The organism is Bacillus sp. CGMCC 1.60114, from assembly GCF_042676365.1.
In the GTDB taxonomy this organism is placed as follows: domain Bacteria; phylum Bacillota; class Bacilli; order Bacillales; family Bacillaceae_G; genus Bacillus_A; species Bacillus_A rhizoplanae_A.
The window spans coordinates 1-9,452 of sequence record NZ_JBHTHG010000052.1; the positions used below are offsets into that span (position 1 = coordinate 1).

10 protein-coding genes and 3 pseudogenes are annotated in these 9,452 nt (G+C 33.8%); 5 read left to right on the plus strand and 8 right to left on the minus strand.

Going from position 1 to position 9,452, the window contains the following annotated elements; all coding sequences use genetic code 11:
- Positions 1–86 precede the first annotated feature (86 nt).
- Positions 87–440: pseudogene (locus ACFQZ1_RS10580) on the plus strand (DDE-type integrase/transposase/recombinase); the annotation flags it as partial.
- A 195-nt stretch (positions 441–635) separates the two neighbouring features.
- Here ACFQZ1_RS10580 and ACFQZ1_RS10585 read toward each other — a convergent pair.
- The 6 genes from ACFQZ1_RS10585 to ACFQZ1_RS10610 form a co-directional block, all read right to left on the minus strand.
- Positions 636–1,892, minus strand: a complete 1,257-nt coding sequence (locus tag ACFQZ1_RS10585) for a cytochrome P450 family protein (protein ID WP_377882178.1) — start codon at positions 1,890–1,892, stop codon at positions 636–638.
- Between the two features lie 43 nt (positions 1,893–1,935).
- Positions 1,936–2,142 carry a hypothetical protein gene (locus ACFQZ1_RS10590; protein WP_377882169.1) on the minus strand — a complete coding sequence of 69 codons (207 nt, stop codon included), beginning with the start codon at positions 2,140–2,142 and terminating at the stop codon, positions 1,936–1,938.
- Positions 2,143–2,356: 214 nt separating this feature from the next.
- A complete protein-coding gene (locus ACFQZ1_RS10595) occupies positions 2,357–2,764 on the minus strand; it encodes a DUF5360 family protein (protein WP_377882170.1) in 408 nt (135 codons plus the stop codon).
- A complete protein-coding gene (locus ACFQZ1_RS10600) occupies positions 2,761–3,123 on the minus strand; it encodes a DMT family transporter (protein ID WP_377882171.1) in 363 nt (120 codons plus the stop codon). Before ACFQZ1_RS10600 ends, ACFQZ1_RS10595 begins: the two co-directional genes overlap by 4 nt.
- A 14-nt stretch (positions 3,124–3,137) precedes the next feature.
- On the minus strand, positions 3,138–3,695 hold the full coding sequence (locus tag ACFQZ1_RS10605; RefSeq protein WP_377882172.1) for a TetR/AcrR family transcriptional regulator: 558 nt from the start codon (positions 3,693–3,695) through the stop codon (positions 3,138–3,140).
- Positions 3,696–4,010: 315 nt separating this feature from the next.
- Positions 4,011–4,562, minus strand: a complete 552-nt coding sequence (locus ACFQZ1_RS10610; protein WP_377882173.1) for a dihydrofolate reductase family protein — start codon at positions 4,560–4,562, stop codon at positions 4,011–4,013.
- 434 nt (positions 4,563–4,996) lie between these two features.
- Between ACFQZ1_RS10610 and ACFQZ1_RS26690 the strand changes: the two are divergent.
- The 3 genes and pseudogenes from ACFQZ1_RS26690 to ACFQZ1_RS10620 form a co-directional block, all read left to right on the plus strand.
- A pseudogene (locus ACFQZ1_RS26690) lies at positions 4,997–5,137 on the plus strand (DUF6241 domain-containing protein); the annotation flags it as partial.
- A 198-nt stretch (positions 5,138–5,335) separates the two neighbouring features.
- Entirely contained in the window at positions 5,336–5,761 is a 426-nt protein-coding gene (locus tag ACFQZ1_RS10615) for a hypothetical protein (protein WP_377882174.1), read from the plus strand.
- A gap of 326 nt (positions 5,762–6,087) precedes the next feature.
- Positions 6,088–6,954: a hypothetical protein gene (locus tag ACFQZ1_RS10620; protein WP_377882175.1), complete on the plus strand. Its 867-nt coding sequence runs from the start codon at positions 6,088–6,090 to the stop codon at positions 6,952–6,954.
- Between the two features lie 218 nt (positions 6,955–7,172).
- Here ACFQZ1_RS10620 and ACFQZ1_RS10625 read toward each other — a convergent pair whose 3' ends face one another.
- Both ACFQZ1_RS10625 and ACFQZ1_RS10630 read right to left on the minus strand, forming a co-directional pair.
- Positions 7,173–7,982 carry a hypothetical protein gene (locus ACFQZ1_RS10625; protein WP_377882176.1) on the minus strand — a complete coding sequence of 270 codons (810 nt, stop codon included), beginning with the start codon at positions 7,980–7,982 and terminating at the stop codon, positions 7,173–7,175.
- Between the two features lie 434 nt (positions 7,983–8,416).
- Positions 8,417–8,845: a hypothetical protein gene (locus tag ACFQZ1_RS10630; protein WP_377882177.1), complete on the minus strand. Its 429-nt coding sequence runs from the start codon at positions 8,843–8,845 to the stop codon at positions 8,417–8,419.
- Positions 8,846–9,245: 400 nt separating this feature from the next.
- On the opposite strand from ACFQZ1_RS10630, the pseudogene ACFQZ1_RS10635 reads away from it, so the two are divergent.
- Positions 9,246–9,452 (plus strand): annotated as a pseudogene (locus ACFQZ1_RS10635) (IS6 family transposase); the annotation flags it as partial.

Here is a 9,452-nt window from a genome sequence, read left to right on the forward strand (position 1 = left end):
AAAGAAAATCCCCTCCAAATAGAGTGTAACACTTACTTATCAAAAACAGTCTTTTTACACTGTCTACTCAAAAGGGATAATACCACTTCTTCAAGAAAGCTTTGTGGTCTTTTCATGTTTCTAAGCCTCGTGTCATAACCGTCGATAAAAATCCAGCGTATCCTGTAGCCATTCAACAGTTAAAAGACGAGCAAGAGATTCCTGAAGGCATCCAAATGAGACAAGTGAAATATCTCAATAATATCGTGGAACAGGATCACCGTTTTATAAAGAGGAGAGTTCGATCCATGTTAGGATTGAAATCATTTCGTACAGCTACCTTGATTTTGAGGGGCATCGAAGCTATGCATATGATAAAAAAAGGGCAACTTCACCAAAGGGTGAACTATGCCCAAAATGAGGTTGAAGTCATTCATAAGTTATTTGAGTTAGCTGCTTAACCTCTAGGTTAATATGATATTGCTATTCTATGGTTCTAGCGAATTATTTTTGCACCAAAACCCATAAGAAAAAGTCATCCTTTCTAATTTAGCTTGTTTAGAAAGGATAACTTTTTTTGTGTTTAAGGGTATTAAAATTTCTTGAGTTGAGGGGCATGTATGGTAAGGCCTTTTAGTCATATGACCCCAATTACATTAAAACACAACTGGTAATTCAATTAATCCCCGCATCAAATAAGTTGGACGCCATTTCAATGTTTCAGCATCTGTATTCATATGTAGATTAGGCATTCTGCGCAGTAAAGTGAGAAGGGCAATCTGACCTTCAAGTCGGGCCAGCGGCGCACCCAGACAATAGTGACTTCCCATGCCGAATGCAAGATGACGGTTATTCTTTCTAGTAATATCAAATAAATCCGAGTTTTCAAACTGTGCCTCATCACGGTTGGCCGAAGCTAAAGCCACCACAACCATATCTCCCTTCCGTATCAACTTCTCATGTATTAGAACATCTTCACCTGCCCATCGATTAGTTGCTAACTCTACAGGTCCGTAGAAACGTAATACTTCTTCAATCGCAGATGAGGTAAGTTCAGGATTGCTTTTGAGTTTTTCCAGTTGTTTTGGATGCTGCAGCAAAGCTAATACACCATTTCCAATCAAGTTAACCGTCGTTTCATGTCCAGCAACAATTAGCAAAAAAATCATGGAATATAATTCTTTTTCTGTAAGTCTTTCTCCCTCGGCCTCAGCGTGAATTAAAGCACTAACAAGGTCTTCAGTCGAATCTTTTCGCCGCTCTTCAATCAGATGACCCATGTATGTAATAAAGGACTGAAACGTTGGGAGAGCCTGCTGAATTTTCTCGGGATGGTTAGTGGTCCCAATTAAAGTGTCAGACCATTCCCGAAACTGATCACGGTCCTCCATGGGAATTCCTAACATTTCACAAATCACAATGATAGATAAAGGGAAAGCAAATTCATCAATTAGATTCATTTTTCCTTTGTTTTCGACTGCATCCAGTAAAGTGTCCGCAATCTCTTGAATTCGACCACGCAATTCTTCGATCATTTTTGGTTTGAAAGCTTTATGAACTAAGTTACGCAAGCGGGCATGATCTGGAGGATCAGAATTCAGCATATGATTAAAGAGTAAATCTCTTTCCAGAATAGGAATCATCTTGTTTATTTGTTCTTGGCTCAAAAGTGTATGTGGATTCTTAATAAATCGATTGTCTTTTAATACTACCTGTGCATCTTCGTATCGTGTAATGAGCCAAGCAATTTGACCGTTAGGAAGGGTGAAACGATAAACAGGCTCACGTCCCCTAAGTTTTGCGTAAAACGAATAGGCTTTCTCTTTAAATTCAGAAGAAAACAAATCGAGTTGAGGTGCTTCATGATTCATATTTGATGGAATTGACATAGTTGGATCTCCTTTCATACTCAGCCACATTAATTCAGAATTGAACATATATGTATTATCACTTCATTTAGTCACCTTCTCTTAACCCTATTTGATCGTATAGCCCAACCCGCTTTTTACTACAAGATTGATAATCATAAACGAGACATAATTGCTTATTAATTGTCCGTTGTATAACCTTTCCTGTTGTTTCAGCAGCCAAACTTGCTGTTGGAGCAATAACGCTTTCTAGGACCGTTACAGTAGTTCTGAATGATAATATTGCCTTTTTCACTATAGGGGTATCACCACATGCCCATCAAGTTAAGATTTTGAAGTATCCCCAAAACAAAAATTTTATTTCTTCATAGTTGGCCATGGGAATTCGGTTCGTTTTTTCGTTTTGAGGAACAATGTATTTCTTAACTTGATGGCGATGCGACGAGACCTCTATTATAAGTTCACTTTCTTCTTCCGCTCCGATTATACCTATTGAATTCCTTTCTTAATTATTTCATGTTAGTCTCATACCATCCACACTCTCTCCAAATACCTTTTAAGAAAAAGCATGGATAAACTAATAAATATAAATTAGGAATCCACCAAGAAATATCGAAATCTAAACGGATTGTCCAAAATGCTAGAGCTTGTAATCCTGAACAAAAAGTTAAAATTAATGATAAGAACGCAAAATGGCTCCAAATATGCTTTTGTTTAGAATACAAATACAAACTTAAAAATCCCGTCAACGAGATTAACAAATCTAAAGGTAGAAAAGACCAGTTCCATGCCATTAAAATAGAATTTTGATAATCTTTAAACAAATATTCTTGTGGAATCATATGAAAAATTGTTATGAACCAATATATAATAAACCCAATATCAGTAATAAGGAAAAAATATTTTAAACGGTTCAATGTACACGTTCCTCCACCATTTTTTTGTTTTTCTCTTCATGTGCCGCACTATTAAAATTTAAGATCACGACTCCAATTAAAATAAAAAGAATCGCTAGTATCTTAATTACATTGATATTTTCTCCAAAATAAAAGAAACCAATTATTGTAATCGTAACAATTCCCATACCTGACCAAACCGCATATGCAACGGACATCTCCATCCCCTTTAATGCAAATGACAGAAATGAAAAACTTATTATATAAAATACAAAAATAAGAATACTTGGGGCAAGTTTCGTTAATCCATCAGATAGTTTCATCGCAGTTGTACCCGCTACTTCAAATAAAATTGCTAAGCATAAATAAATCCACTGCATTATTCTCCCACCTTTTATTTTGAATTGGAAATTCCATACAGAAACATGTCCATAATAGATTCGAGCATACTCCCCAATGTATAATCACTCTTTTCAATAAACATAGGATCATATATGCGATTCAGTGCGCCTAAATATACTTCAATAAAAAACGGAACTTGAATTTGTCTAATACTCCCTTCTCTCATTCCCTCTTCTATTAACCGGATTACAGTAGACCAACCTTCACGTAAAAACTGATCTAATTTCAACCATTGATTATAATGGTGTTTTTTTAGTTCTACTAATAAACGTGCATCCATGAATTTAAATTGTTGTGGAATACAAATTAAGATGCGTCTTATTTTTTCAACTGTTTGTAACGTATCATCTTCAGCAATATTTTTTTCCTTTTCTTGAATACCTTCTATTACATTACGAATAACTTCATCTACTATCTCATCCTTTGAAGAGAAGTGCTCATAGATTGTCCTCTTACTCACAGCTAATTGTTTTGCTAAGTCACTAATTGTAAATGTAAACCCCTTCGTTTGAATTTGATGAATTGTTTCTGTTAAGATTCTTTGTTTCATAATCCGCCCCCTAAACCTTGGGTACCCATATGTTTTTGTTGGTACCATTTTCATTTTACAATATTTATGTAAAAAGACAATAAAGTATTTTAATTTTAAAACCTAAAACAAGCATAACCCCGTTCTAAATTTAGGACGGGGTTAAAATATAGTTGTTTAATTTTCGATATAAGATACTTCACTGTACTTTAAAATATAACAATAAAGTCGTTTAAAAATCTAAGTTTTATTCAACAATAGCGCCCTTTTATTGAACAATTGGTTGAAATTTTATTGTTGAAAATTAATTAAAGACAGGGGTTCTCTAGGATAATCCTAAGTATAAATAATATTGTAAGTCGGTTTGACAACGCCACTAGAGTACTGTTTCATGTCCACTAACTTTAAGTTAAGACGTGGCTTTACGCTTCCGAATAGAGAAATACCTTCACCGACTATAATTGGATTAACCTTCAGCACCAATTGATCAATGAGTTTATGTTTAATCAACGACCCAGCTAATTCTCCGCCTCCACATAGCCATATTTTACCCTTCCCTTGCTGTTTCAGATTCTTAATAAATCCTATAGCATCACCTTTGATAAGTTCGACCTCTTCGTTTGACTCAAACTGCATGGAGTTTGAAAATATGTAATGTTTTATGCCCTTATAGCCAGGTTCACCTGATTTAGCACCGAATTGAAATCCAAACTCATATGTTTTTCCACCCATCAATACGGCATCGTATTGACGAATATCTGATAAAAAGTCTGGGACATGATCCCCATCAAATAAAAAGCTAGAATTATTAATATTTCCATCTATCATACCTTGATCTGCAATAAAGTTATCTAGTGAAACTGCAACATGATAAATCAATTCAGCCATTCAGTTATCCCTCCAGTAAAATGAATCACCTAATTAATTCCATAAAACTGATTTCATTTCCTTTTCTTATTAATCAACCTGTTCCGGTTAACTCAACAAGCTTTATTCCATTAAATGGCACGATTGTGGAATAACATGACTGGCGTTTTTTAAACAACTTTATTATGCTTTAAACGACTTTATTCTAAATTAAACAACTTTATTATCTCTGTACACTTTTAAAGGTCTTGCGATAGTTTGATTTTATGTTAGTAAAAAGTGCTTTCATGTATAAAAAACACCTTATCAGTCTACAACTATTTTTTAACAGTCTAATACTTTTTTCTATAGTCTAAAACATTTTTTTAATGAAACACCTTAGAGTAGTAAAATCAACGTTTTCTCATGTCTAATTTTGCTTAGCGTATATTTTCGTTAAAATGTTGGCGGTACGCCGTTTTGGAAAAAAGCAAAGTGTGGAGGGATCTAACCTAGCCAAAAAAACTGATAGAGATGAAAAAGAGTTTATTCTCCATTTCTTTGGTCAAGAAGGATTAGATATTCATAATAAAGAGTGGAAACAGGGAAAGTTGTAGAAATGAAACCACATTTCACTCCACTAAGAAGTAAAATGTTTTAACTCCGTATTACGGTATTTCCTTTTGAGATAGCACCACATCGCTATCAAGCTAAGGTTGGGTATGTATGGTGACCCCTAATGAACATCCTTTTTATATTCAGCAAGAAGTTTCATAGTATACTAATATTTAGGAGCTTATATTGGGGGGATTAAAATGATGAGAAAATCAGTATTAGCAGTTGGTTTCTCAGTTGTAATGTTAGCAGCTTGCGGCGAAAAAGAAGTGGTTCAAAAAGAGAAACCAAAAGCACAACAAACAACGGTGAAGACAGAACAACCAAAAGATGAGCAAACACGAATGATGAAAAGTTTTGAACGTAGAACCAAAGAAATTAAAGAGTATTTCGGCGGTACTGTTACAGCGATTGAATTAAAAAGAGAAAATAACTTGTATGTCGTATATGTTTTCGTTGATCAAACAGCATTGTCAAATGCAGACGAAGGCCTACGGGAAAATTTCGGCTACAGAACAAGGACAAAATTAAAAGATGCCGTTGCACAAAGTGGCTTGCAAGTATACAACCAAACAACCTTAAAATACTTCACATCAGATGGTAAAACAGAAATTGGATTTGAATAAGCACCCCTACGGGAGTGTTTTTTTATTCCCATAAAAAAACATCCTTCCTATAATTCTACAGGAAGAATAGCGTATTTTCTCATTTACATAATTATCGTCTATTTACCAAATAGAGGTACAGCCGAGATACGTGTAAAAATAGGTCATAGCGATACATTTTTTCCCAGACGTTATTTTTCGGTGCACAGAGATAATAAAGTTGTTTTAAACGACTTTATTAATTGTTTCGTTAAGATTGTAAAGAAGTGTACTTATGCCAACATGGCAGTTTAGTTGAATAGAAAATGTTATAATATTATCAAAATTCAAGAAATGCAGGGTGAAAAATGAAGAGTATTAAAAAATTGATTCAAGTCATCTTAGTAAGTACATCAATCCTAATTCTTAGTGGATGTTTCTCTAAAGATGATCTGAATCAACCAATACAAGAATATTTAAAAACAAACTATGGAATACAAGGTGAGTTTTCCGTTATTCAGACAGATAATAATTGGCTTGAAGGGATTGACCATCAAACTTATGTAGAAATGAAAAAGCCATATCGTGCTTATCCGTTCCTAATGATTGATAGAAATACTTTGAAAATTATAAAAGATGAAAGTGACGATATCTATCTCGAACAATTCAAGGGTGCATATATTGAGCAACACCCAGAAGTAGTTCAAGTAATGAAACAGATCATAAAAAAATATGGGTTAGTAAAATATCCTAATAAAGCTGTCCCAGAAGAAAATGGTCCTATTTATATATTTCCTTACGACAACATCGGGATAAATGTAAATAATTCCCAAGAGCTACTTGATGATTTTAAAAAGACCCAAAAGATAGATACTACTGAACTTTTACCTAAATTAATACCAAGTGATCTCCGAAATAAAAATCGTAATGGCATGTATCTAGGTGTGGTGAATTTTCTATTTGAATTTGACATGAATAAAAATAAACATCCTATTCCAAAGGCCAAAGATCTAATTGAGGACTTTCAAAAAAGTGGAGTATTAACAAAAGGAATATACAGTATCGAAATGAAAGTAGATGATTCAAATCACTATGTGGGATCGGAATATAGTAATATAACTTTGTTTGAAGTCGATGGAAATGGTGAATATACAATAATTGCTACTCCTAAACTTGATGATTTATATGACACTTACTTTTATGGTGATTACGCAACTAAAAAAAATATAGAATAGAATGTTAGTTGAAGAAGACATGTGCTTGTCATATTTGCATAATATAGCTGGTTTTTTTATTTCTTTAAAGATGGATGGGCGGTTTTTTTGTATACTCAAAAAGGAAAGGGCTGCTCATAAGTCGGTTTCACCTTTTAAACCATGAGGACTTTTTCAGTGCCCCCTCTTCCTTGTGGGAAGTCGCCCCTTATTTAAAACACAACAATTGACGTATTTTATCAAGAATCTACAGTTGTTTTTAATATTTCGAATTTCCCTTGTTTATCCACGGTAAACATGACATTATTATTACGACTGTCCGTTCCTCCTATGGTTGTTTCATTAGGGCTGGAATACATGGTCAGAACAGCTATCTCATAAATGCCCTCTGTTAGCACGTGGCTCTTTTCGAAATCATCCATAATACTTTGAGCATTGGGAACAGTTTCACTATTTTTGTAGGTATTGTAATAGTAATTAAAATTGATAACTCCTATATAATTAGCATGATCTCTAGGTTTACTATCTTTTAACATTTTCATTATGTTGTCAGTGTTTATTTTTTGATCGCGTTTGAAATTTTCAATTAATTCCTTTTCTTGTTGTTTATCTATATGTATATCTAAATAGTAATAGAAATTTGGTTTCTTTTTATGATAGGAGAATTCACTTAATAAGTTATACTTTTTTATCATCTTATCGGATTGTTTCAAAACATCACGATGTTGTTCAACATAAGCTCCTTTGAATATTTCTAGAAAAACATCATCGCTTCCATTTTTAACTATTTCATGTGAGTCTTTGTCTACAATTAAATAAGCAAGAGTGCGGTATGGTTTTTTTATTTCCACGTAAGTCTGTTGATCAGAAGCTCCAAACCCACTATCAGCAGAAAGAATTTTAAAATCCCCATTCTTTATCCCGTAGTTTTCGGACAAATAATCTCCTATTGGTTTTTCTAATAGTTTTGTGTCTATAGAGCAACCATTTAATAGGGATAGTGGTATGCTCAGTAATAAGATAAAAACAGTTACTTTTAGTTTCCTCATTCAAATTCCCCCTTTCCTATTATATACTTCATACAATCATAGTTGGGGTTTTTGCCCATCCCTTATTTAAATCCCCCTATGTTCATTTTTCATTCTTACCCTTCCTTAAACTACATTTTACCATTTTTAAAGATGAAAAAGGGACTCTCTTGTGAGAAGTCGTTCCTTATTTAAAACACAACAATCGTTGTATTAACATCAATTTGATGTAGATATGGGTTTGACTGTCCGTAAGCCCGAATTATAAAAAATAAGCGTACCTTTACGGTACGCATCACAAATCCTTCTCAAATTCAACTATGCCATTCCACATTATTTGTCCCCCTTAAATTCTTGGAAAATCAACATTCAAAATTTGCTGAGGGTGAATATACTTTTAGCATTTAATCCAATTATACTCCCCTTTGTCTAAGAATAATTATTTCAAATTTCCATCATTTAAAGAACTCCATTCCAGCTTTAACTAAAGTGGTTAACCCATTAGCCACTGATTGAACTGTATCGACTTTTTCCAATAGTGTTTGTTTGTTCTCTTCAGTTGGATTCTCTTGTGCTTGTTGAAAGGAAGTTTCCAAAGATGATAACTTTTCTTTCAACTCATTGATTTGCTTTTGTACGGACTCTTTGGTAACAATTGTAGTCGCTTCTCTGAAGTGCTGTTTCCCTTCTGGTTTAATCGTTGCTTTGCTTATCTTTCCACTGGTACTCCTCCTGATGTCTATGAAGTTGTTATTGGCGAGTATTCCTAGTTCAATCTTTACCGCTTCAGGGTTCTTATTGAGCCTGTTAGCGATTTGGTTTACGCTTCTTTCTCTGTTACTTTCCTCAAGAAAAAATAGTATTTGTTTTTGTAATTGATTCATATTGGTTTCTCCTCTTCAGTTTGCTTCATCATATATTCAGTTTTCTATTTATGTACGAGTTAACCCTCTTTGACTGTATCAACATTTATTCTTTATTGTTACTATGAAACGTAATACATAAAAAATAGACATCTACCTATGATATATGGGGTAGTGACAGGGTATCTGTCATAGACCGCAAAGTGGCTTACTACAAAAGTACCAATGTAAAGAATTTCTGGCTAAATCCGCAGATTGCGGTTACCAAAAACCACTGTTTTTGTAACTACACGATCCATATATAGTTTGAGTGACTGCCATTGGATCTTATCGTTACCAAAAAACATGGCCAAAAGGATTCTGTTGCAAAGTTTTCTAAACTAAGCTACACTTTCGAAAAAGAAAACGAGGAGAATTACAGATGGGATATTTTAAAGGAAAACAGTTCAAGAAGGCTATTATTTTAATAGCCGTTGGCTACTATTGTCGTTTTTCTTTAAGTTATCGCGATGTGTCTGAAATTCTCAAAGAACGTGGTATTTCTATTCATCCAACAACTATCATGCGCTGGGTTCATGAATATGGAAAACTTATCTATCAAATTTGGAAAAAGAAAAACAAAAACACA